Origin of the sequence: Halarcobacter anaerophilus (genome assembly GCF_006459125.1) — a bacterium.
Classification (GTDB): domain Bacteria; phylum Campylobacterota; class Campylobacteria; order Campylobacterales; family Arcobacteraceae; genus Halarcobacter; species Halarcobacter anaerophilus.
This window is the reverse complement of record NZ_CP041070.1, coordinates 1,836,902-1,859,186: the sequence shown is the minus strand read 5'-3', so window position 1 is coordinate 1,859,186 and position 22,285 is coordinate 1,836,902. Positions and strand designations below refer to the sequence as shown.

Annotated in this window: 27 protein-coding genes; 24 read left to right on the top strand and 3 right to left on the bottom strand. The window is 28.9% G+C overall.

Annotated features, from left to right (window positions below):
• The first annotated feature begins 118 nt into the window (after nucleotides 1-118).
• The 13 genes from AANAER_RS09195 to AANAER_RS09135 all read left to right on the top strand — a co-directional run bounded on the left by AANAER_RS09195 (nucleotide 119) and on the right by AANAER_RS09135 (nucleotide 9,872).
• The gene (locus tag AANAER_RS09195) at nucleotides 119-388 is read left to right on the top strand and encodes a cystatin family protein (RefSeq protein ID WP_044418330.1); all 270 of its coding nucleotides are present in this window, start codon (nucleotides 119-121) and stop codon (nucleotides 386-388) included.
• Between the two features lie 183 nt (nucleotides 389-571).
• A complete protein-coding gene (locus AANAER_RS09190) occupies nucleotides 572-1,351 on the top strand; it encodes an AraC family transcriptional regulator (protein WP_044418332.1) in 780 nt (259 codons plus the stop codon).
• Nucleotides 1,352-1,395: 44 nt separating this feature from the next.
• Nucleotides 1,396-1,884 carry a GNAT family N-acetyltransferase gene (locus tag AANAER_RS09185; protein WP_129080977.1) on the top strand — a complete coding sequence of 163 codons (489 nt, stop codon included), beginning with the start codon at nucleotides 1,396-1,398 and terminating at the stop codon, nucleotides 1,882-1,884.
• Nucleotides 1,885-1,900: 16 nt separating this feature from the next.
• Nucleotides 1,901-2,134, top strand: a complete 234-nt coding sequence (locus tag AANAER_RS09180; protein WP_129080976.1) for a GNAT family N-acetyltransferase — start codon at nucleotides 1,901-1,903, stop codon at nucleotides 2,132-2,134.
• 86 nt (nucleotides 2,135-2,220) lie between these two features.
• Nucleotides 2,221-3,990, top strand: a complete 1,770-nt coding sequence (locus AANAER_RS09175) for a patatin-like phospholipase family protein (protein WP_129080975.1) — start codon at nucleotides 2,221-2,223, stop codon at nucleotides 3,988-3,990.
• 81 nt (nucleotides 3,991-4,071) lie between these two features.
• Nucleotides 4,072-5,385 carry an APC family permease gene (locus AANAER_RS09170; protein ID WP_228711109.1) on the top strand — a complete coding sequence of 438 codons (1,314 nt, stop codon included), beginning with the start codon at nucleotides 4,072-4,074 and terminating at the stop codon, nucleotides 5,383-5,385.
• Nucleotides 5,382-5,819: an NUDIX hydrolase gene (locus AANAER_RS09165; protein WP_129080973.1), complete on the top strand. Its 438-nt coding sequence runs from the start codon at nucleotides 5,382-5,384 to the stop codon at nucleotides 5,817-5,819. The genes AANAER_RS09170 and AANAER_RS09165 overlap by 4 nt, the downstream gene beginning before the upstream one ends.
• Before the next feature lie 117 nt (nucleotides 5,820-5,936).
• Nucleotides 5,937-6,341 (top strand): gamma-glutamylcyclotransferase family protein, encoded by a 405-nt coding sequence (locus tag AANAER_RS09160; protein WP_129080972.1) that lies wholly within the window; start codon nucleotides 5,937-5,939, stop codon nucleotides 6,339-6,341.
• A gap of 28 nt (nucleotides 6,342-6,369) precedes the next feature.
• Nucleotides 6,370-7,170, top strand: coding sequence for a PhzF family phenazine biosynthesis protein (locus AANAER_RS09155; RefSeq protein ID WP_228711108.1), 801 nt, complete (start codon nucleotides 6,370-6,372; stop codon nucleotides 7,168-7,170).
• Nucleotides 7,170-7,868 carry an alpha/beta fold hydrolase gene (locus tag AANAER_RS09150; protein ID WP_129080970.1) on the top strand — a complete coding sequence of 233 codons (699 nt, stop codon included), beginning with the start codon at nucleotides 7,170-7,172 and terminating at the stop codon, nucleotides 7,866-7,868. Before AANAER_RS09155 ends, AANAER_RS09150 begins: the two co-directional genes overlap by 1 nt.
• Before the next feature lie 41 nt (nucleotides 7,869-7,909).
• Nucleotides 7,910-8,608 carry an alpha/beta fold hydrolase gene (locus tag AANAER_RS09145; RefSeq protein ID WP_129080969.1) on the top strand — a complete coding sequence of 233 codons (699 nt, stop codon included), beginning with the start codon at nucleotides 7,910-7,912 and terminating at the stop codon, nucleotides 8,606-8,608.
• Between the two features lie 92 nt (nucleotides 8,609-8,700).
• The gene (locus AANAER_RS09140) at nucleotides 8,701-9,558 is read left to right on the top strand and encodes a hypothetical protein (RefSeq protein WP_044418346.1); all 858 of its coding nucleotides are present in this window, start codon (nucleotides 8,701-8,703) and stop codon (nucleotides 9,556-9,558) included.
• A gap of 14 nt (nucleotides 9,559-9,572) precedes the next feature.
• Nucleotides 9,573-9,872, top strand: coding sequence for a hypothetical protein (locus AANAER_RS09135; RefSeq protein ID WP_044418348.1), 300 nt, complete (start codon nucleotides 9,573-9,575; stop codon nucleotides 9,870-9,872).
• Nucleotides 9,873-9,925: 53 nt separating this feature from the next.
• Here AANAER_RS09135 and AANAER_RS09130 read toward each other — a convergent pair whose 3' ends face one another.
• Both AANAER_RS09130 and sfsA read right to left on the bottom strand, forming a co-directional pair.
• Nucleotides 9,926-10,126 carry a YgaP family membrane protein gene (locus AANAER_RS09130; RefSeq protein ID WP_044418349.1) on the bottom strand — a complete coding sequence of 67 codons (201 nt, stop codon included), beginning with the start codon at nucleotides 10,124-10,126 and terminating at the stop codon, nucleotides 9,926-9,928.
• Nucleotides 10,127-10,208: 82 nt separating this feature from the next.
• On the bottom strand, nucleotides 10,209-10,901 hold the full coding sequence (sfsA, locus tag AANAER_RS09125; RefSeq protein ID WP_129080968.1) for a DNA/RNA nuclease SfsA: 693 nt from the start codon (nucleotides 10,899-10,901) through the stop codon (nucleotides 10,209-10,211).
• Between the two features lie 122 nt (nucleotides 10,902-11,023).
• Here sfsA and AANAER_RS09120 point away from each other — a divergent pair, with 122 nt between their 5' ends.
• From AANAER_RS09120 to AANAER_RS09095, 6 genes are read left to right on the top strand one after another with little or no spacing between them, the layout of a single operon-like run.
• Nucleotides 11,024-11,467, top strand: a complete 444-nt coding sequence (locus AANAER_RS09120; protein WP_170218437.1) for a bacteriohemerythrin — start codon at nucleotides 11,024-11,026, stop codon at nucleotides 11,465-11,467.
• On the top strand, nucleotides 11,412-11,600 hold the full coding sequence (locus AANAER_RS09115; protein WP_044418354.1) for a hypothetical protein: 189 nt from the start codon (nucleotides 11,412-11,414) through the stop codon (nucleotides 11,598-11,600). The genes AANAER_RS09120 and AANAER_RS09115 overlap by 56 nt, the downstream gene beginning before the upstream one ends.
• Nucleotides 11,601-11,612: 12 nt before the next feature.
• Nucleotides 11,613-12,620 carry an ATP-binding protein gene (locus tag AANAER_RS09110; protein ID WP_129080966.1) on the top strand — a complete coding sequence of 336 codons (1,008 nt, stop codon included), beginning with the start codon at nucleotides 11,613-11,615 and terminating at the stop codon, nucleotides 12,618-12,620.
• Nucleotides 12,604-13,830 (top strand): vWA domain-containing protein, encoded by a 1,227-nt coding sequence (locus tag AANAER_RS09105; protein ID WP_164969306.1) that lies wholly within the window; start codon nucleotides 12,604-12,606, stop codon nucleotides 13,828-13,830. Before AANAER_RS09110 ends, AANAER_RS09105 begins: the two co-directional genes overlap by 17 nt.
• Complete coding sequence (locus tag AANAER_RS09100) at nucleotides 13,802-14,506, top strand: hypothetical protein (RefSeq protein ID WP_129080964.1); 705 nt, start codon at nucleotides 13,802-13,804, stop codon at nucleotides 14,504-14,506. Before AANAER_RS09105 ends, AANAER_RS09100 begins: the two co-directional genes overlap by 29 nt.
• Nucleotides 14,507-14,566: 60 nt before the next feature.
• Entirely contained in the window at nucleotides 14,567-15,190 is a 624-nt protein-coding gene (locus AANAER_RS09095; RefSeq protein WP_129080963.1) for a LysE family translocator, read from the top strand.
• Here AANAER_RS09095 and AANAER_RS09090 read toward each other — a convergent pair whose 3' ends face one another.
• On the bottom strand, nucleotides 15,191-16,015 hold the full coding sequence (locus tag AANAER_RS09090; RefSeq protein ID WP_129080962.1) for a helix-turn-helix domain-containing protein: 825 nt from the start codon (nucleotides 16,013-16,015) through the stop codon (nucleotides 15,191-15,193).
• 180 nt (nucleotides 16,016-16,195) lie between these two features.
• Between AANAER_RS09090 and peaA the strand changes: the two genes are divergently transcribed.
• From peaA to AANAER_RS09065, 5 genes are read left to right on the top strand one after another with little or no spacing between them, the layout of a single operon-like run.
• Nucleotides 16,196-17,794, top strand: coding sequence for a quinohemoprotein amine dehydrogenase subunit alpha (gene peaA, locus AANAER_RS09085; protein ID WP_129080961.1), 1,599 nt, complete (start codon nucleotides 16,196-16,198; stop codon nucleotides 17,792-17,794).
• Nucleotides 17,795-17,809: 15 nt separating this feature from the next.
• Entirely contained in the window at nucleotides 17,810-19,210 is a 1,401-nt protein-coding gene (gene peaB / locus AANAER_RS09080) for a quinohemoprotein amine dehydrogenase maturation protein (protein WP_228135607.1), read from the top strand.
• Nucleotides 19,197-19,517, top strand: a complete 321-nt coding sequence (qhpC, locus tag AANAER_RS09075; protein WP_044418360.1) for a quinohemoprotein amine dehydrogenase subunit gamma — start codon at nucleotides 19,197-19,199, stop codon at nucleotides 19,515-19,517. Before peaB ends, qhpC begins: the two co-directional genes overlap by 14 nt.
• A gap of 14 nt (nucleotides 19,518-19,531) precedes the next feature.
• Entirely contained in the window at nucleotides 19,532-20,638 is a 1,107-nt protein-coding gene (gene peaD, locus AANAER_RS09070) for a quinohemoprotein amine dehydrogenase subunit beta (protein ID WP_129080960.1), read from the top strand.
• Between the two features lie 6 nt (nucleotides 20,639-20,644).
• Complete coding sequence (locus AANAER_RS09065; RefSeq protein ID WP_129080959.1) at nucleotides 20,645-22,285, top strand: ABC transporter ATP-binding protein; 1,641 nt, start codon at nucleotides 20,645-20,647, stop codon at nucleotides 22,283-22,285.

Here is a 22,285-nt window from a genome sequence, read left to right as displayed (position 1 = left end):
AATTAAGTAGAATTTTAAGATAAATAATATATAAATATATTATATGTTTTGATTTGAAATATATTGTTAGTAAAGTGTTTTGTATCTAAATAACAAATTATAATAAAAAGGATTAACAATGTCTGAAAATAATACTCTTCCAGGCGGTTGGACTGTTTATCACGATCTTTCAGCTGAAGATAAAGTGATATTTGATGAAGCTTTAAAAGGTTTTGTAGGTGTTCATTATTTGCCGTATTCAGTCTCTACACAAGTTGTTGCGGGAACAAACTATCGGTTTAAATGTACTGCTTCAATCCCTCCTTCAGATGTAGTGTGGGAAGTAATAATTGAAATTTTTAAACCTTTGACAGGTGATCCTCATATAGTAAGTATAACAAGAATTTAACTTCTTAAAATCCTCTCTTGTTTATTTAGTCAAATTACTTTTAAACAGGAGAGAGGACTCTTCCCCTCAACTTTTTTATTTTTTTGCAAATAACTTTTAATACTAAAGCAATAATGTACTATGATAAAAAGTGAAGAAAAGATATAATTTAATTTAAAATATCAAAAATTGAAAGAAAAGATATTGGAAAAGTTTATATATAAAAATAGAATAGGAATCACTACTTTATCGGCAAAAATTGAAAAATTTGCATATAAAAAACATGCTCATGAAGAGTATGCTTTAGGCGTAACTTTAAATGGAATTCAAAAATATAGTTTAGAAGGAAGTTCCCTAAAATCTTATAGAAACGACGTAATGTTGTTTAACCCCGAAGAGTTACATGACGGACAAGCAGGTAGTAAAGAAGAATCTTTAGATTATGTAATGTTATATATAAAACCCAAACTTTTTTTAGAAGCAATAGGGGAAAAAGAGATTGTCAAGTTCTCTTCTTCTATTGTATATAATGAAAAATTAAAGCAAGATATAATAAATCTCTCTTCAACGATATTATATGAAAAAGATGAAGCTTTATGTAATGAGTTACTCTTAAATATTGTAGATAATTTTACATCAAAAGATTTTACTCTTGATTATAAAAAAGAGACTCTTCTTGTAAAAAGAGCAAAAGAGATGATCTATTATGAACTTGACGATGTTTTAAATTTAGATGAAATCTCAAAACAATTAAATCTTTCAAAATTTCAATTTATTAGAATATTTAAAGCAAACACGGGAGTTACTCCTTATCAATTTTTCTTGAATTGTAAATTAATCCATGCAAAAAAATATTTAGAACTTACAAAAGATATTTATGCAACTATAGTTGAATACGGTTTCACGGATTTGTCTCATTTTAACAGACATTTTAAAAGAGTTTATGGAGTTACTGCGTATAAATATCTTTTATCTTTATTTTAAAGTTGTATAATTCTTTTTTTAAAGAATATAAAACAGGAAAAAATATGCTTATTCGTGAAGCAAATGTTCAAGATTTTGAACAAATTGAAAAAATTTATAATTATTATATAGAAAATAGTGTTATCACTTTTGAAGAGGAGTTGATAACTGCCCAAGATATGATTGAAAGATTTAAAAAAATAAAAAATAGTAAACTTCCTTGGATTGTAGCTTACAAAGAAGAAGAGATTTTAGGATATGCTTATGCACATTTTTGGCATGAAAGAAGTGCTTATAGATTTACTGTTGAACCTTCTATTTATTTAAATCCCAAATATACCGGAAAAGGCATAGGAAAGGCTCTGTTTAAGGAACTTCTTAGTCAATTAAAAAGTTTGGGAATAAAAAATGCTTTAAGTCTAATAACAGTGCCAAATGAGGCAAGCATAGCACTTCATGAAAAATTGGGATTTGAAAAAGTCGGATTACTGCCTGATGTAGGTTTTAAATTTGACAAATGGCTCTCTGTAGGATTTTGGCAGTTGAAACTATAGTTTAAAAGGATAATCAATGAGTATAAAAAGAGCACTTCCGGAATTTAGACATCATAATATAGGAAAAGAGCTTGTTTGGTTTATTTTTGATTATGCCAAGAGAAAAGATATCAAAAGGTTAAGTATAGGAATAATTGCAAAAAATACTAGACTTAAAAATTGGTATTTAAATTTAGGTTTTAAAGAAGGGGATACAAAAACATTTTCTTATCTGCCTTTTGACGTTCTTTTTATGAATCATATATTTTAAAATTTTTTATAAATCATACTCTTATTCTTGACTTAATTTACATAATATATAATAATATATTTAATAAAGTTAGAAAAGGAAAAGCTATGTCTGAAGATAAAAGTAATACTTTTGAAATAGGTTTGGTTCTAGCAGGTGCTGTTTCGGCAGGAGCTTATACGGCTGGGGTATTGGATTTTTTCCTTGAAGCTTTGGAAAATTATGAAAAAGTCAGAAAAAAGTTTAAAGAGGATTTTCCCGATAAACCGCAATTACACAAAGTACAAATAAGGGTTATTTCAGGTGCTTCGGCAGGTGGAATGTGTGGTACAATGCTTTTATCCACTTTAATGGATGCTTCATATAAACCTATGAAAAGGTTTAATTATCTTGACGTAAAAGATTCAGATATTCAAAATAATGTATTTTATAAATCATGGGTAAGTAAAAAATACGGTATAGATATAAGTTATTTTTTGGATAATGAGGACATTGAACACTTAGATGATATAAATGAGTTAAACTCTATTTTAAACTGCCAAAGACTTGATAGCATTGCAGATGATGTTATAGAGAGATTTAAAAAATTTCAGAAAAAAGAGTATATTTGTGATGAATTAGAGTTATTATTAAGTGTTTTTAATCTAAACGGTATAGATTTAGACCTGTTTTTTGATGATTCTAAAGATAAAATAGAACAATTTTACAGAATAACAAATCATTCTGATATGATGAATTTTAAATTAGGTGAAATTATAAATAATCGAAATAAGATATCTTTAAACAGTGATTTTTCCACAGAGTTATTAAAAAAATCTACTTTGGCTACGGGAGCTTTTCCTCTTTTTTTACAATCACGGACATTGACAAAAAGTAAAGAGGCTTATAAATCTTGGAAATGGTGGACTCCAAGTTCCGAAAAATCAAATTGTTCTAATAACGGCAGATGTTTTAATCTGATAAATCCGACTTTTTATAATCTAAAAGATGAAGAGTATGACTTTGATACTATTGACGGAGGAGTCGCAAATAATGAACCTCTGGAATTAGCTAGAAGAATTTTAGCCGGAGATGATCTATTTGATAGCAGTGATAAGGAGAAAGTAAAAAAATCTTTGATAATGGTTGATCCTTTTAGTCAGATAAAAGATTCTTATGCAAAAGTTGAAAAAAATAAAAGCAAAAATTCAGATAACTATTTGTTAAAAAGAGTTTTTGATTTATTTACTTCTTTAAAAGAGCAGGCAAGATTTAAACCAAATGAATTAAGTTTGGCTATGAATAAAGATATATTCAGTAGATCATTAATAGCTCCAAGCAAAGATGATATTTACGGAGATAAAGCTTTGGCTTCAAGTTCATTAGGAGCTTTTGGCGGATTCTTATATGAAAAGTTTAGACAACATGATTTTCAATTAGGAAGAAAAAATGCACAAAGTTTTCTAAAAAAACATTTTAAAATGGGGAAAAACAACTCTTTGGTAAAAGAGAACATTGAATGGTTTGCCTCTCAAGGCTGCTTAATAGATAATGAATATATTCAAATTATTCCTTTAATAGATGTTCCCCAAGCAGACACTTCTAAAAGTATTACTTATGAAATCGATACAATCCCTTTTGATAAAATAAAAATATCTCAAAAAGAGTTAGATAAAATATATCAAGCAATAGAAAAAAGAGTAGAACTTATATTAAAAAAATATTTAAATAAAATGGGATTTTTCCCTAACTCTTATATAAATTTGGGATTTCTTCTTTACGGTATCTCAAAAGGAGAACTCTGTTTTAGTGCAAAAAAAGAGTTAAAAAAAAGAATCATAAAAATGGTTAAAGAAGAGATAGATTCTCAATTAAAAAACAGAGGTTTAAAAGATTAGTTTATAAAAGAAGTTCTCTAAAGTAAAATTAGTTTATATTTTGGTATATTAATTTTTTAATATATACTAAAAGGTATTTTATTGCAGAACAAAAATAATAGAACAATAGGGTTATTTGGCGCCGTTTCTATAGGTGTGGGAGGAATGGTAGGCGGTGGAATTTTTGCTGTTTTAGGAGAAGCTGTATCTTTAGCCCACGGAGCAACTGTTGTTGCTTTTTTTTTAGCAGGTATTGTTGCTTTACTTACTTCTTATTCTTATGCAAAACTTTCCGTAAAATTTCAGACCAAAGGCGGAACAGTAAGTTTTATTGATAATGCTTTTGGGCATAATCTTCTATCAGGCAGCGTTAATTTTATGCTTTGGCTTAGTTATTTGGTAACGATTTCTTTGTATGCAGTTGCTTTTTCTTCTTATGCTCAAGCACTTTTTTTGAGCAATTCAAATAGTTTTTTTAATCATTTTTTCATAAGTTTAGCTGTATGTCTGCCTTTATTGATAAATCTTATAAGTGCCTATTTAGTAAGTAAATCCGAAACTATAATTGTAGTAATAAAAGTTTTATTGTTGATTTTAATTATAGTAGCTAGCGTTCCCTTTTTAGATATGCAAAGATTATCCGTATCTAGATGGGACAGTAACTTCTCCATTTTAGTTGCAGGTATGATTATTTTTGTTGCATATGAAGGGTTTGAACTTATAGCAAACTCTGCTGAAGATATAAAAATACCTAAAAAAAATCTGCCGAAGGCATTTTATAGTTCGGTTTTACTGGTTATTGCTCTTTATTTATTAATTGCAGTTACGGCAATAGGAGCAGTTAATGAAAATCAACTGTTGCAGGCAAAAGATTATGCTCTTGCCATAGCCGCAAAACCGGCTTTGGGACAAACAGGTTTTACTATTGTTGCAATTGCGGCTTTACTGGCAACCTTTTCAGCTATAAACGCAACTATTTACGGAAACGGAAGATTAGGATATATTTTAGCAATAGACGGAGAACTTCCCTCTTTTTTTGATAAAGAAAAAAATAATATACCAACTCAAAGTGTGATAATTACTGCACTTGCAAGCTTAGTTATGGCAAATAGTATTGATTTAAGCCAGATTGCAATAATTGGAAGTGCCAGTTTTCTACTTATCTTTTTTATTGTAAATATAGCTGCTTTAAAATTACATAAAGAGTTAAATGCAAATAAAATTATTATTTTAACTTCTTGTATTATTAGTTTTATAGCTTTATGTACTTTATTAATACATACTTTTTTTTCAGATAAGCAAGCAATTATTATTTTCTTTAATTTTATTATTTTGTCTATATTGTTTGAAGTTTTTTACGGAAGACTTGTTAGAAAACATATTTTTAACAGACCTTATTCAAAGAAGTTATTATGAAAAAATATGTGTTGGGCTTTTTGTTTTCGGAAGATTTGAAATATGTAGTACTGATAAAAAAAATAAATCCAAAATGGCAAAGAGGTTTGTTAAACGGTGTAGGTGGAAAAATAGAGGATCAAGAAAGCTCTAGCGATGCTATGGTTAGAGAGTTTAAAGAAGAAACCGGAGTTTTGACAGAAAAGCAAGATTGGCACTGTTTTGCAAAAATTAATCGACCTAATTTTTATGAAATGGATATATATTGTGCTTTTTCCAATTTTGCCTTTGATGCAAAAAGTGTTGAAAAAGAAGAGGTTTTTATTTTAGAGAAAGATAAACTTCCAAATAATATTATTCCAAATCTAAGGTGGCTGATTCCTCTTGCTTTGGATAAACAAGTAGATTTTTCAAGACCTGTTTTGATAAATGAAATATCCAAGGAACTAAAGTAGGTTTTGGAAAAAGAATAAATTATATACTTATAAAAAAATTATTTTATGATATAATGTGTAATAATTTTAAAAAAGAACTTTCTTAAAAAAATTAATAGCTTAATAAAAGGATTAATAATGGATAATTCAAGAAATAGACTCAATGATGTATTCTTTTATGGTCTTTATATGGACGAAGAAATTTTAAAGAATAAAGGAATAGTCCCAAAAAATAGAAGAGAAGCTTTTGTAAAAGGGTATAGAATTAGAATTGGAAATAGTGCAACTCTTTTAAGAGATGAAGATTCCAAAACTTACGGTATGGTTTACTCTTTAACTCATGATGAAATAAAAAAACTTTATCAAGATTTAAGCTCTTATACAAGCGAGGCTTTGTTAATAGAAGCTGAAGGAGAAGTTATTCCTGCTCTTTGTTATGTTCTTTTAGATGAACCTGCCGAAGATGAAAAAAACGAAGAGTATTTTCATAAACTGATTGCTTGTTTGGATAAATATACTCTTCCAAAGCCTATTAAAGTATAAAAATAGTTAAAGTTACTAAAAAGAAGGTATGATGAAATTAAAAATGAGCATAGTAGATGCTTTTGCAGATAAATTATTTAAAGGTAATCAAGCTGCTGTGATTGTTCTTGAGCGTTGGTTGGATGAAAAACTTATGCAAGATATAGCAGCTGAAAACAATCTATCCGAAACAGCTTTTTTAGTAAAAGAAAAAAATGATATTTTTAATATAAGATGGTTTTCTCCTTTATGTGAGATTGATTTTTGCGGACATGCAACATTGGCTAGTGCTTTTATTCTTTTTAAAGAAAATGAGGCTTTAACTTCAATAAAATTTTATGCCAAAGCAGTTGGAAATTTTGAAGTATATAAAAAAGATGACGGTCTGATTCAAATGAATTTTCCCAAAAGAGAACCTGTAAAAGTGCAAGAGTTTCCAAATGAATTGTTAGAAGGTTTATCAATAAAACCAAAAGAGATTTATAAAAACGTACAGGCATATTTTGCAGTTTATGAAAAAGAAGAAGATGTTTTAAATATTGAATATAAAAGTGAACTTTTAAAAAAATTAGCTCCTTATGATGTTGTGGTTACCTCTGCTTCAAAAAATAGAGAGTATGATTTTGTTTCAAGATATTTTTGGCCTGCAAGCGGAGGGAAAGAAGATCCCGTAACAGGTTCAATACATGCAGGACTTACTCCTTTTTGGGCAAATAAACTTAATAAAAATATTTTAGTCGCACTTCAAGCTTCAAAAAGAACAGGAGTTCTATTTTGCGAGTTAAAAGAAGACAGAGTTTTAATCTCAGGAAAAGCTGTTCAATATTTGGAAGGAAATATAAGCGTTTAATGAAAGAAAAGATATATTTAATTCCCGGACTTATGACAGATGAAAGATTGTGGAGCAGATTGCTTCCTTTTTTGGAAAAACAATACGAGCTTATCCATTTTCCTATACCTTTAAGTGAAAATTTTGATGAGATTGTTAAAGTATTAGACAAAGAGATAAAAGATGAAAAAGTAAATCTTTTAGGCTTCTCTTTAGGCGGTTATATCTCATCTTATTATGCAATTAAAAATCCAAAAAGAGTAAAAAGACTTTTTTTAGTTAGTGCAACTCCCAGCGCAACAGTAAAAGAGAATGTAAAAAAAAGAGAAAAAAAACTTCAAGAAGCAAAAGAGAACAATTTTCCTACTCTTAGTTTAGAAAAAGCAAAAGATCTTTTGGAGATAAAAGAGGATGAAGAGTTAATCCAAATAGTAGCTTCAATGTTCAATGACTTAGGTAATGAGGTTTATATTCCCCAGTTAGCTTCAACTTTAAAAAGAGTCGAGATGTTTGAAGAATTTATTAAACTAAATTTTCCCGTTAGATTTTACTACAGCTTGAATGACAGATTGTTAAACCATATTTCAATAAATAAGATTCTTAATAAAAAAGAGAATATTCAACTTGTTTCAAGAGAAGGAACAAGTCATAATATCCCTTTGGAGTTCCCAAAAGAGTTAAGTATTGAGATAAAAAAATGGTTTGAGCAAAAAATATAAAAACACTTTTAAAAAAGACTTTATTAAAAAGAAAATTGTAGATGAAAGAAAAAATATATTTACTTCCCGGACTTATGAATAATGAAAAACTGTGGAGTAAAATCATACCCTTTTTAAAAAGGGATTTTGAGCTTGTATATATTCCAATACCTTTAACAAAAGATTTTAACGAAGCAGTTGAAGTTTTAGATACTTTTTTTAAAGAAGAAAAGATAAATCTTTTAGGATTTTCTTTAGGAGCTTATTTAGTCTCTTTTTATGCTTCAAAAAGAGCTCAAAAAATAAAAAGACTATTTTTAGTTGCGGGAACTCCAAGCTCTTTAAGTGCTGCTGAAGTAAAAAGAAGAGAATTGACTTTAAAACAAATGGATAACTTGCGGTTTAAAAAACTCTCTACAAAAAATTTAAAAGCACTTTTGGAAAAGAAAAATCAAGATAATGAAGAACTTCTTAACATAATAGAAGAGATGTTTGAAAGTTTTACTCTTCAAGAGTATAAATTGCAATTAAGTTCAACTTTTGACAGAGTAGATATTTATAAAGAACTTTTGGCTTTGGATATACCGATAAATTTTTTATTTAGCAAAAAAGACAGGCTTTTAAATCATAAATCAATAGAAAAAATTCAAAAAAAACATCAGCATATTATTTTAAAAAGTTTGAATAGTACAAGTCATATGCTGCCTTTGGAGGAGCCTGAATTACTCTCTTTAGAGATAAAAAAATGGATAAATAGATAAGTTTTCTCTTTTTGTGACACCGTTTGTGACAAAATTATGGTAAATTTAAATATTATATTTTCATGTTACAAATAAAAAAGGAGAACAAAGAAATGAAAAAAGTATTTGTTTTATCGGTTATTGTAATTTTTATCTTTACAGGTTGTAGTGAAGAGAAAGCGCAGGGAGTTTTAACGGTAGTAAAATCCTTTGAAGCAAAATCTTTACAAGCAATAAGTGCTTATGAGACTTTGTTTAAAGACTCCGTTTATCTTGAAAAAAAATCAAATGATGAAATTTTTGATTTAACTTCTGCTGCCATAAAAAAATATGGAAAAGAGGCTGTAACTTTTGAGAGATTGATTCAAGAATTAAGTTCACGAGAACAAAATCAGTTAAATCAGAAGATAAAAGAAGAGTTTGACGAAATAAAGACTCTTTATAAAAAGATAGGAAATACCTATGATTCACTATCTTTAGGAAATCTTGCAAGCGCAAAATATCTTTCATGTAGTCGTGATATTGTTGCAAAAGCGATAATTCAACTTGTCAATTTTTCTGTTTTTCTAAATGAAAATCCACTCTACGGGGATAAATTAAAAAAAGATGTAGCATCATATAAAAACTTGATTGTAAAAGAAGAAAATAGCAAAGCTAAACTGCTGCTTCAAGATATAGCAAATGAAGTTATAACTTATGATGAAAAACATGAAAATGCGTTAAAACTAACCTTTATTGCCGTAGAAGAGGGAGAAAAGCTTCACTCTTTGCTCGGTACTTACAAAGATGTTTCCCTTGAGGATATTCTTTCTATTACACAAAGCGGTTTTGATTTGGTAAGTACCGTAGAGGGAATTGATATCTCAAAAATTAGTGAAAAATTACTTGTTTTCAAAAAACAATTCAGTGAAGATGAGTATTGGAAAAGAGTTTCAAATATCTCTATTTTTGAACTAGAAGAGTGTAAATAAAGCAGGATGAAAAAATGTCGGAACAACAAGATTTAATATTGGTCGAAAAAGCGGATAAAGTATTGCAGCAGCTTTATAACAGATATGAAGAAGCTGACGAGGCAGATAAATGGATGATGGAACCTTCTATTCTAAAGGCAAGAGAAGCGCTGCTTAATGCAAGACTTGCTTTATTTAAACAAGGAGTTATAACAACTTCCGAGGATTTACAAAAACTAGATAAAATAAAAGAAGAGATAGACAATGCGGCAAATACGCAGGCACTTATTATGACAGCCGCAAAATTTGCAGTTTTTTTAAGCACTTTTATTTGATTGTAAAAAGATTTAAAACAGGCAGAATATTCTGCCTGTGGAAGATATCTTTATTAACTTTTTTGTAAATTCCTAGGAGTACATTTTTTACTGATAATACATACAGGACAAAAATCAGTTAATCCTGCTATTAAAGGAATAACTCCTAAATAGAACCATGCGATTCCCGTAAAAATACCGATTGCTATTAAAACAATTCCTAAAACAACTCTAAAAGGTCTACAAAAAGCTCTTATTTTGTCAAATTTATTCATAATATAACTTTCCTTTATGATTTTAAAGGAATTATATATTAATAAAACTTATTATAATTTTAAAAAATAAGTTAAGTAAAACTTATAATTGAAAGTCTACTCTTTTTTCTATTTCAATTTTTTCCAGATTAATATTTGATTGGTAAACTAAAACTTCAACTGCATTTTTTGTTACTTCCTTAAAAGTTTGGGCATATTTTTTATCAATCTCCTCTGCCAATCTAAAAGGAAGCTGGTCTGTTCTTTGTATAACATAAAGCATTACGGCTCTATGTCCCTCTTTTACCATATCCGAAAGTTCTATTAAATGTTTTGTTCCTCTGCTTGTAATGGCATCGGGGAAAGCGAGCATCTCATCGATTTTAAGTGTTACGCTTTTTATCTCTACATAACATTTTTTATTTTCGTTTTCCAAAAGTATATCAATTCGGCTGTTTTTACCGTATTTTTGTTCAGGTTTTAAAGAAGTATAATTTTGAAGTTCTTTTATTGTTCCGTTTTTTATTGCTTCAATTGCAATTTTATTTGCTACAGTTGTATTTGTACAAATTAGATTTTCATTCATTTTAGTAAGTTCCAAAGTATATTTTAGTTTTCTTTTTGGATTATCGTGAAAAGTAACCCATACTTCGCAGTTTGGTTCTATACAACTTGTCATAGCTCCGCTGTTTGGAACATGGGCGGTTATCTCTTCACCGTTTTCCAATATAATATCTGCAAGAAATCTTTTATATCTTTTTATTAATCTGCCTTTATATAATTTATCAAAGTTCAAAACTCTTACCTTTTTCATAATTTTAAAAGGGATTATAATGGTATTTTATTTATATTACAAATTTTTAAGAGATATAAAATGGAATAAAAATTGCATGAAAACAGTTTATGAAGGAGAAGATTATGAAACTGTTTGATGAAAAGAAACATCTGTTAAACTATGAAGAGATAGATGATTTGCATAGAGAATTTTTAGAAATTTATAACAGTGTAGATTCATTGGATATAAATAGTTACATACAAAAGTTAATCTCGCTTTTAGAACATAGTAAAGTTCATTTTAAGATAGAAGAAGATTTGATGGATAAATACAACTATCCCGCAAAAAGAGAGCATAAAGACGAACATCAAAAAGTTTTGGCTGAAATGGAATATTTTATAAAAAGTTCAAACTCTTTATTTGGGAAAAAGATGTTAAAAGCATATTTCAAAGAGAAACTAGGAGACTGGTTTGATTTACATTTAATAAGTATGGATAGTGATTTGACCGCATATTTAAAAAAGGAGATTAATGAGCTTTCTAGAAGAGAAAATCAAACAAGAGTTAATGCAGAATATATTTACTAATAATCTCAAAACATATGAAACTATAGATTCTAAGTTTAAATTAGAAGCAAAAGAAAAAGAAAAAATACTTGATATGATATCAAAATTCAATGAAGAGCTAAATACTATGCTTAAAAATGCAAAACTTTCATAGGAAATAAAAAAAATGATTACACCTGCAATCGGAACACAAGAATTATATAAACAATTACAAACTTTAATAGAAACGGATATACCATGTTTTATTCATGGAAGCCCTGGAATAGGGAAATCTTATATTGTAAATGATATAGCAAAGAAAAACAATCTGGAACTTATTGATGTAAGGCTTTCTCAGCTTGATGCCGTTGATTTAAGAGGGATTCCTACAATAAGCAATGAACAAACAAAATGGATGCCGCCTGTATTTTTACCTGATGATGAAAATTCAAAAGGGATTTTATTTTTAGATGAATTAAATTCGGCACCTCTTTCTGTTCAAGCAGCAATTTACCAACTTGTACTTGATAGAAAAATAGGGGAGTATTCACTTCCAAAAGGTTGGAGAATTATTTGTGCAGGAAATAAAATAGATGATAAAGGGATTGTTTTTAAACTTCCTAGCCCTCTTATAAACAGAATGGTTCATATTGTACTTGAAGCAAAATATGATGACTTTAAAGTTTGGGCAATAAAAAATGAGATTCACCCTTTTATAATAGGTTTTTTAGGATTTAGACCTGATTTGTTAAGTTCGGAAGTTCCGGGATCTACTGAAACAAATCCTGCTTTTTGTACACCAAGAGCTTGGAATATGTTGTCACAAATAATCAAAAAAAATGAAGATATAAATATCTTACATCCCATTACTTACGGAACGGTAGGATATGCAGCAGGAATTGAGTTTCTCTCTTTTGTAAAAGTTTATAAAACTCTTCCTAATATTGATGCAATTTTAGAAGGACAAAGTCAAACAATACCTGATGAGCCTAGTGCTTTATATGCTTTGTGTGCTGCAATTATTGAAAAATACTCTAAAAAAGAGGAAGCCGTAAATCTTTTTGAATATGTAAAACATCTGCCTGTTGAGTTTAATGTGATGCTTATAAAAGATTTAATCGTAAAAGATGAAGATATAGCAGAATTAGAAGCCTTTGATACTTGGATGGAGCAGTACGGTGAGTACATCATATGATGAGGTTTTTCAAAAAATTAGAATTAATTTTTTGTTTAATCACCCTTTTCTTTCCGTATTAGCACTTTCGATTCCTACAATTTTCAAAGAGAATAAAAATAGTGCTTTTCAAACAAACGGTAATGAAATTTTTATTGATTTAAAAAAACTTGAAAGATATTCAAGTGAAGAGATAACTTACCTTTATGCCCACACTTTGCTTCATATAGTTTTAAAACATCCTTATAGACAAAAAACAAGAGAAAAAAAACTCTGGAATCAAGCTTGTGATTTGGTTATAAATCTTATTATGTCAACTTTTTCAAATGTGGGTTCTATGCCTGTAGATGAAGTTTTGGATTTGGATTTAAAAGATAAATGTGTTGAAGAGGTTTATGAGATTTTATATAAAGAGAACAAAGAAGAAGAGAATGAAGATTCAAGTTCTGAAAAGAAAAAAGAGCAAGAAATAAAAACAACTCCAAATGAAAAAGGAGATTTAAAAGCTCATATTTATGATGAATCTAAAATGGATTTGGATGAGGTAAATGATGAAAAAACAAATGAAGGAGAAAGAGAAAAACTTGACGGTATTATAATTCAGGCTTTGTCAATTGCCAAAAAAAGTTCAAAAGTATATGAAGGAATGGCAATAGAGATAGATACTTTGATTAAACCCGAAATATCCTTGCAAGATATGTTAAAAGAGTATTTAATCTCCTCTTTGTTTGAAAAAACAACAACCTATGCAAGACCGAATAAAAGATTTATTCACAGCGGACTCTATCTTCCTGGAAGTAAAAAAAGCGATGAACTAATAGAAGTTTATATTGCTCTTGACAGTAGTTCAAGTGTAACTTTGGATGAATATAAAAAGTTTTTGGGAGTAGTTCAAGACGTTTGTGAAAGCTTTTATGAATACAAAGTTACGGTTTTGCCTTTTGATTTAAAAGTAAAAGATAAACACATAATAAGTTTTGATTCTTTTAATCCTTTAGTTCAAGAAGAACTTTTTATTCCCAAAAGTGACGGGGGAACTGATTTTGACGAGGTATTAAGATTTTTGAAAAAATCAAGCAGTATCAAAAGTGATAATTTATTGATGGTTTTAACAGACGGTGAGTTTGAAATAAGCGAAGCTTTAGTTTGTAAAACACTTTTTGTAATAAGCGAAAAGAAAAATATAAAGAGGTTTGAAAGATTTGGAAGAGTTATTCAATTTGACCTATAAAGATGAGGTTGAACTTTTAAAAGATGAAGAGGATTTTGAAGTTCTTGGAGATGAAAAATATTTAAATCATCCCGATATGGAAGCAAGACTTTATTGGGCTTTTTGTAGACCAAACGGCTCTCGGGCGGAACAGATTGCAGATAATGAACCTCTTGTCTCTATTATGGCTTTTAACCATTCAAAACTTCCTGCACTTAAAAGATTTCAACTACTTCATAAAGATGTAATTTCTAAAGATAATTTAAGAGTAAAAATAAGAAACAGAACAAGAATGCTTTTTAGAAGTCTAGTTGATAATGATTTTAGTGAGTTAAATCAAGTTTTAGATTTGGTTCCGGTTTTTTTGCCTGTAGCAATAGATCAGCTAAAAACAGGCAGAAAATGGAATGATATACCTGCAAATGAAAAAGAGGCAACAAAGTTTATACAAAAAGCAAAAGAGTTTATAGACAACTCTTTTTTAGAAGCTTTACATTTTAAATTACAAAGTTTTGAAGAGTTTGACCAAAGTGAGTTAAAAGAGTATTTGGAAAAAGTAATTTCTCAAAAAGATAAGATAGATGAGATTATTTTAAAATACTACTTTTTAGAAGCAGACAAATGGATAAAAAATTCCGATTTGCATATTTTGCAGAAAAAAGGTTTGGAAAAGTTAGCTAAAAAGCTAATTGAATAAATAATCTTTTTTAAGTCTTTGGGTAATATAATAATTTTCATATAAAAAAAGGTCAAATATATGGAAGCTATAACTCTATTATTTATTTTTACTTCAATAGTTATTATTTTAACTCCCGGACAAGATATGATTTTGGTAATGTCAAGGTCAATTTCACAAGGTCAAAAAGCAGGTATAATGACAGCTTTAGGCGTGAGTGTAGGATTGCTTGGACATACGTTATTCGCTACGTTTGGTTTGGGTAGTTTATTAATGGCTTCAGAATGGTTATTTAATATAATCAAATTTATCGGTGCTGCATATTTAATCTATATAGGTTATCAACTGCTTACAAGTAAAGAACCCAAATTATCAATGAAAAATATGCCGAAAGTCTCTTATAAAAAGATGTTTATGCAAGGAGCTATTTCAAATATAATGAATCCTAAAATTACGATTTTCTATTTTTCATATTTGCCGCAATTTGTTACATTAAACAGTTCAAATGAGACATTACAACTTTTTATTTTGGGAATTACTTTTGCTTTGCTAACTTTTTTTATTAAATCAACAATAGGGTTTATATCAGGTTTATTATCTTTTTGGATAAAAGCAAAACCGATTGTATTAAAATATATAAATAAAACAAGCGGAGTTATTCTTATTTTGTTGGGATTAAAGTTGGCAACAGAACAAAGAACTTAATTATATAGTTATATTATTATGGCAATACTCTTTACTTTGAAATTGCAAATAATTGGAATTTGTTTGAATAAAATCTTTTAGATTTAATCCTGAAAAAGATTTAAAATCTTTTATTAAATGAGATTGATCATAAAAATCCAAGTTTTGGGCAATGGTGGCAAAATTTGGATTTGATGAGTATTTCAATTGTTCTAAAATCTTATAAAACCTTGATATTCTTTGTATAGTTCTTGGAGTCATTCCCGTAAATTTTTTTGTCTCTCTTTGTATTTGTCTTGTTGAGAGTCTGCTATTATTGTAAAACTCTTCCAAATTTGAGTTTATACACAAATTTTTAATATTGTTTAAAAATTGATTTTCATCCAATCTATAAAATAGTTTAGAAAAATAATTGTTTAAAATATTTACAGTCTCTTTATTGTTATCTTTTTTCTCATATAAAGTCTCTAAGATGGATTTATCCATTTTAATGCAAAGCTCGTCAATACTGTAAAGTTTGCTTTCTAATTTATCAAGGGGAATTTTAAACAGTTCATAAAACACACCGGGGTAAAAAGATACATCAACATAATGAAATTTATCTTTGAAATCTATTGAATAATTTTTTGATGAAGCAAGAGAGACGTAAATACCTGTGTTTATACTGTTTTTGTTTTTTGAGGTTTCAATGCTTTCTTTGCCTATTAGAAAGGTCATACATACTTCATTGTGTGGAAGAATTGTTTTATTATAACTTGATAAGTTGTTGTTCCCTTTTATCATCCAATAACATTTTATATATTTACTTACTAAATATTCCGGCGTAAATGACTCAAACTCTATCAATGCAATTCCCAATCAAATTTTTTAAGAGTATACCTAATTATATATTTGTATAAAAAGATATCATTGTATATTTTATATACAAAAATGTCGTTAATTTACAATACATAAAGCAGACAATTTTTTATAATTCAAGTCTCATTTAAATTTTAAAAATGGGAAAATAATTTATAAGGAGCAAAGTTGAACTCTACAAATTTGTCTAAACTAGGTTTAGGTTTTCTTTTATCTTCAATGTCACTATTTGCTGTTGATGCGAATATGGGTGCAAAGGTAATCGATACTAAATGTACTGCCTGTCATACAGGAGCGATAGAAGATGGTTTAAGTCGTATATCAGATCAAAGAAAAACCCCTGAAGGGTGGTATATGACAGTAAGTAGAATGCAAAGGTTACATGGTTTATCTTTAAGCACTCAAGAGGAAGAGAATGTAATTAAATATCTTTCCGATAATCAAGGTTTAACACCCGATGAAATCAAGCCTTTTGAGTATGTTTTAGATAAAACTCCGAATTTTCAGGAAGCTCAAGCTGATACAATGTTGAGTGAAATGTGTATAAGATGCCACTCAAATGCAAGAATCGGTCTGCAAAGAAGAACTGAGGGTGAATGGGATAGATTGGTTAATTTTCATGTTGGACAATTTATCTCATTTGAAATTCAAGCTCAAGCAAGAGACAGAGATTGGTTTGGAATCGCACAAAAAGAGTTAGTTCCTTATTTGGAAAAAACATACGGTCTTCAATCAAAAAAATGGATTGAATATAAGAACTCAATGAAAGATTATACTCTTCCTTCTTCTTGGACTTTTTACGGACACAACTCTCTTGACGGTGATTTTACCGCTACATTAAGTTTGGAAAAAGAAAATGATGAGAGTTATAAAGCGATATATGAAGCCTCTTATTTAAATGGAAAAACTTTTAAAGCAGAAGGAAAAGCAATATTATATTCAGGAAGTGAATTAAGAGTATCTTTAAAAGATAATAACAATAAAAGATTTCAACAAATACTTCATATAAATCCTAAAGAATCAATCATAGAAGGTCGTTTATATGAAACTTTGCATCATGAAATCGGTTCCTCTTTAAAAGGTGTTTCAGATAATAAAGAAGTGACATATATTACAAAAATATATCCTAGTGCATTAAAAGCAGGAGAAAAAACAAAGCTTGTAATTGTAGGTTCAAATTTACCTAAAAGTATTGATTTACCTAAAAATATTAAAGTAATAAATCAAATCTCTTCAACTAAAAATAGAATTGAAATTGAAGTTGTTGCACAAAATATATCGGACACAAAAGCATATGATCTGAAAATAGGTGATATTGTAGTTAAAAATGCTATAGCTGCATACAATAAAATCGATTATATGAAAATAACTCCCGATTATGCAATAGCAAGATACGGTGAAGAGACTGAAAAGATAAAAAAAGAGTTTACTCAATTTGAGGCAATAGGTTTTAGTAACGGTGCTGACGGTAAAAAAGGTACAGCAGATGATATAAAACTTTCACAACTGCCTGTTTTATGGAATATGAAACCATATGATGAACAAGCAAAAGAGGACAGAGATATTATGTATGCGGGAAGTATTGACCGATATACGGGGTTATTTACTCCAAGTGAAGGGGGATATAATCCAACTAGAAAACTAATGGCTAACAATGTGGGTAATTTAACAGTTACGGCAACTTATATTGAAAATAACAAAAAATTAGAAGCTCAATCTCATTTGATAGTTACGGTTCCTAAATTTGTTAATCCACCGATTAATTAATAAAAAGAATAAATTATGAAAATGGACATAAAAAATTATCCTCTTCTAAGAGTAAATTATAACAGATTGGAAGTGAATAACAACAAATATATTTTCCATGTGCCTAGTTCTTCGGTTTTTGAACTATCCAAAAGTAGTGATGAAGTCTTATCTAAACTGGAAAACAATGAAGAATTGACTCTTGAAGATAAAGAGATTTTAAAAGAGTTTATGAGTTTGAATCTTGTAGGAAATCAATTTAGAGAAAAACCTGTAAAAGTTGAAAAGTTTCCTGCAAAAGCTTTGGTTTTAAATGTTACTTCAGGTTGTAATTTAAGTTGTACTTACTGTTATAAAGAGGATTTAACGTCTTTAAAAAACAGCGGGAATATGAGTTTTGAAATGGCAAAAGATGCTATAAATCTCTTTTTCAAAGAATCTCCTGATTTAAAAAATTATTCAATTACTTTTTTTGGAGGAGAACCTTTAAGTAATCTTCCTTTGATAAAACAGATTATTGAGTATGCAAATGAGTTTTTCGGCTCAAAAAGTCTGAATATCGGTTATGCAATGACTACAAACGGAACTTTGCTTACTAAAGATATTATTGAGTATATGTATAAAAACAGAGTTGATCTAACAATCAGTATTGACGGACCGAAAGCACTGCATGATAAAACAAGGGTTTTTGAAAACGGTAAAGGAACATATCAAAGTGTCGTAAAAAATCTTTCTACTTTATTAAGTGTTTACAAAGATAGAATTGTTCCTGCAAGAGTTACTTTGACAAGAGGAGTAGCAGATGTATTAGAGATCTGGAATCATCTTAAAAATGAGCTTGGATTCAAAGAGATAGGTTTTGCCCCCGTAACTTCGGGAGAAAACGAATTTTTCAATTTAACTTCTCAAGAACAGGCAAAAGTATTCGATGAGTTTAAAATTCTGGGAGAACACTATATAGAAAATGCAATAAAAGGAAAACTTAACGGTTTTTCAAATATTCACAGAACTATTATGGATATTCATGAAGGAAGAAAAAAAAGACTTCCTTGCGGAGCCGGAGTAGGGTTATTGTCAGTCTCTTATAAAGGAGATATTGATTTATGTCATAGATTTACAGGTTCAGATTTTCAGTCTTTTGGAAGTGTAGAAGAAGGCTTGGATAAAAAATCTTTGTCAAAGTTTTTGGAAAACAGAGCAAATGAAAAAGATTCTGACTGTCAAAGTTGCAGAGCAAGATATTTATGTGCAGGCGGCTGTTACCATGAAAACTATATAAAAAATAAATCACCTGAAATCAAAGGTCATCAATATTGCGATACTTTGAGAGAGTGGATTGATTTTGTAACAGTTGCATATATAAAAATCAGAGAAAACAATCCTGATTTTTTTGATAAATTTTTAACAAATAAAGGGGTAGAAAATGAAACATTTTAAACCATTAACACCGAAAGCAAAACTTTTAAGTGATGGAATTGAAAATGGCAATAAAGATGAAGTCTTGGCTATGTCAAGTGTTGTAGGTTGTGTTACGACTTTTGATCCTGGCTGGGAAGTAGACGATGAAGGTGGAATTGCAAGTTTATGCCAACCTATGGAAGCAGACCTTTACGGTTGTTCCGATCCTTGTTGGTGGCCGACACAAGTTCCCGACACTTCATCAAGTTATAAAAACTGGGCAGATAAATCGGCATCAAGTAAAGACAAGTGGCGAGAACTTGATAATGTATATCCAAAACTTTAAGGAGATAAAAAAGTATGTTAAATAATAGATTAAAAAACGGACTTCTTTGCACACTATTAATAGCTTCAAGTTCTGTATCCTTAAGTGCCGATGAAATCAAACTTAAGCCAAATAGAGATTATATAGTAACTGAAACTAGACCTAATAATATTGTTTTAATTGATGCAAAAGAGAAAAAAGTCGCAAATACTTGTAAAATTGATGAAAGATTTTCTCCGGGAGGTATTGTTTTAGCTCCAAATAACAAATATGCTTTTGTAATAGGAGGATATGGAGAAGAAATAGGCGGTTACGATATAACCACTTGTAAAAAAGTTTTTCATGCAAATTTAACAAAAGATAATATAAAAGGACAAACTTTAGCAGGACTAGCCGTAAGCGAGGATAGCAAAAAAGTTTATACTATATACAACAGAACAAAAATGGAAACAGACAGATATACGGTACTTAGTCCTATGTTTTCATCTTTCAAAGTATCTGACGGAGTAAATGCAAAACCTGTAACAAGTTTTAAAATTCCTAGACAAATGACACTAATCAGTGTTGCAAAAGACGGAACAATTTACGGTATAGGTTCAGCTTTGTATACTATAAATCCAAAAACAAAAGAGGTAAAAGTTGCTAAAAAAATCTTAAATTGGGGTAAAAAAGATTATTCTGATCCAGATTCGGCAGGAAACTATATACTTGGACAACAACAAGGTGATTTCTCAACACTTTATTATGCCGAAAAGTATGATAAAGAGGGTAAGGATATAGGTTGGTACTGGGGAGTTACAAGTGTAGATTTGAATACAAACAAAATAGAACAATTTGAATTTACGGATTATGAAACTTTAATGTTTACTATAATGAGAAGCCCTGTTGACAGAAATATTGCTTTTGGTTCATTAAATGATTTGACAAAATTTGATTTAAAAAATAAAAAAGTTTTAAAAAGAGTTGTTTTAGATCATACTTATTACAGTGTTGCTTTTTCACTAGATGCCAAAAAAGTATATTTGGGAAGTTGTTTAAATGATATTGCTATTTATTCGGCAGACAAATTAGAAAAACTAGGTAATGTATATTTGCCCGGAGATATGGGATCTGCTGCATTACAAGTTTTTCATAACAACTAAAACAAGATGAAAAATCAAATTACGCAAATTTTATATCCTCTCTTAAAGAAAAATAAGAGAGGATTTTTTACAATCTTTATTTTTTCTATTATCGTATCTCTTGGAGGGGCTTTTCAACCCTATATTATTCAAAATATAATTGATAATGCTTTGATAAAACAAAATCTTTATTTATTGTATATTTTAGTTGGACTCTCTTTTTTTCTTGCTTTGATTTTAATTTCTATTCGAAGTGTAAATGAAATATTTTATACAAATTTTTCAATGAATATTTTATTTACTTTTAGGCAAAAAGTATTTAAAAAACTTTTTTTACATAAAAAGAGTTTTTTAAATACTTTTCATTCTGCCGATTTGATGACAAGAGTACAGGGGGATATAAATGAACTTCAAAGATTTTTTACGGACTCTTTTTTAGCACTTTTCTCTACATTTTTAAGTTTGATTATAATCTCTTGTATAATCTATTCATATAATATCAAACTTATGTTGCTTATTCTTGTTTTTCTTCCCATTGAGTTTATGTGCGTAAAACCGCTTTATAAATATATGCATAACAGCACAAAAGATATGAGAGAAAAAACTTCAGATACTACAAAATTTTTTGTTCAGAGTTTACAAAATCTCACTTTTTTTAAAACTTTAGGGGCACAAAATTTTATTTTGAACAGTTTGGATGATGTTCAAGAAGAGTATAAAAAAACAGTTATAAAAAATAAAAAATTAAATATTGTTTTTACCCAAATACCTGCTTTGATTTCACTTCTTGGAAAAACTATTATTTTAGCTTACGGTGGGTATTTAACAATAAAAGGTGAACTTAAAATCGGTGAATTAGTAGCATTTTTAACCTATTTCGGGATGCTTTTATCTCCTGTTCATACTGTTTTGGGAATTTTAAATAATATTCCCAAAGTAAAAGTAAGTTTAAAACGGGTTTCTGAAATATTGCCCAAAAAAGAAGAGAATGCAACTTCTCTTGATGGACAAAATTATGATTTAAAAGTTAAAAAGTTATCTTTTTCTTATAATAAAAATAGAATTTTTGAAGATATAAATTTAGATATTAAAGAGAATCAAAAAATAGCCTTAATAGGTAAAAACGGCAAAGGAAAAAGTACACTTACGGATCTTTTGTGTTCAATAGAAAATCCAACATCAGGAGAAATTTTTATAGGATCAACAAATATCGTAGAGAAAAATATAAAAAATATAGCTGATTATATTGTAAAAATGGAGCAAATTCCCGTAATGTTTGACGGAACATTAAAAGAGAATTTACTTCTATCAAATAAAAATATCGAAGATGAAAAAATTATAAATGTTCTAAAATTAGTTAAGATGTATGATTGGTATAAAAGCTTAGAAAACGGTTTAGATAGCAGATTAATTGAAGCAGGGAGAAATCTATCCGTAGGGCAGAAACAAAGACTCTCTTTGGCAAGAATTTTACTTTTAAAACCTAAAATCGTAATTTTGGATGAGTTTACTTCTTCTATTGACAAAGAGGATACGAAATGGTTTTTTGAAAATATAGATAAACTTTTTTCGGACATGACCGTAATTGTTATAACCCATCAACTTGATATGCTTGATATTTTTGATTTTGTTTACACTATTGAAGATAAAAAAATAAAAAGGAGTTAG